The 1101-nt window shown below is 39.0% G+C and carries 1 protein-coding gene; it reads left to right on the top strand.

Annotated features, from left to right (window positions below; all coding sequences use genetic code 11):
* Positions 1 to 381 precede the first annotated feature (381 nt).
* Positions 382 to 879 (top strand): gamma carbonic anhydrase family protein, encoded by a 498-nt coding sequence (locus ACOVQ4_RS15240; protein WP_421821486.1) that lies wholly within the window; start codon positions 382 to 384, stop codon positions 877 to 879.
* The last annotated feature ends 222 nt before the right edge of the window (positions 880 to 1101 follow it).

The raw sequence follows: 1101 nt of genomic DNA, 5'->3' as shown, positions 1-1101 counted from the left end.
ACAGGCATAAGGCAAAGAGTGTCAAATTATTTTTTAGAAATAATAGATAGGTTTTGTGTTTTAGGCACAAGGCAACAGGCATAAGGCAAAGAGTGTTAAGTTGTTTTTTCGTAATACTAGAAAGGTTTTATGTTTTAGGCACAAGGCAACAGGCACGAGGCAAAGAGTGTTAAGTTGTTTTTTAGTAATACTAGAAAGGTTTTATGTTTTAGGCACAAGGCAACAGGCATTAAATCGTTCTTTGGTTATAATAGATATATTTTTGCCGAATGCCCAAAGCTGAAAGCCGTAAGCTCAAAAATTAAATTTTAATTTGCGTACTAACTTACTTCTAATGAAGTCGAGTATATGCGTCCACAAAGACCATTAAATTAAAAAACTATGGAAAAAGTATTTATAGCTCCTAATGCCTCCGTGATGGGAGATGTGACCTTCGGGAAGGGTGTTTCGGTTTGGTATGGCGCGGTGATTCGTGCCGATGTTGAAAAAATTATTATTGGCGATAATACCAATATTCAAGATACCGCAGTGTTACATGCCGACCCAGGCGATCCAACTATCATAGGCGAGTCCGTTACAGTTGGTCATGGGGCTATTGTACATGGCGCAATTGTTGGTGATGGCTCGCTGATTGGTATGCGTGCTACGGTATTGAATAAAGCCAAAATAGGAAAAGGCTGTATCATTGGCGCACATGCACTCGTGACCGAAAAAATGGAAATTCCTGATTATTCCTTGGCTGTCGGGGCGCCAGCGAAGGTGATTCGTCAGCTTACGCCTGAGCAAGCTGAAAAGATGAAGCTTGGTGCTCAACATTACGTCGATATGGCCGAGCGTCACGATAGAGGGGAGTTTCCTTTGGTATCTACAATTGAGTGAATGTGGTAGAGACGCAATGATTACGTCTAAAAAGGTGTTTAAAAAAAAGGCGTTCGGAAAACTAATTCCGAACGCCTTTTTGATAAGTTAATACACAAAATAAAATTTAAGGTTTGAGCTTTCGGCAAAAGCATTTTTATCGTTAAATCAAAACATTTTAACACTCTTTGCCTTGTGCCTAAACTTATAAATCAAATCTAATGCTACACAATTCCTAAATAT

It is taken from the genome of Flectobacillus sp., from assembly GCF_049240685.1.
In the GTDB taxonomy this organism is placed as follows: Bacteria; Bacteroidota; Bacteroidia; order Cytophagales; family Spirosomataceae; genus Flectobacillus.
This window is presented reverse-complemented; position numbering and strand designations above follow the sequence as displayed.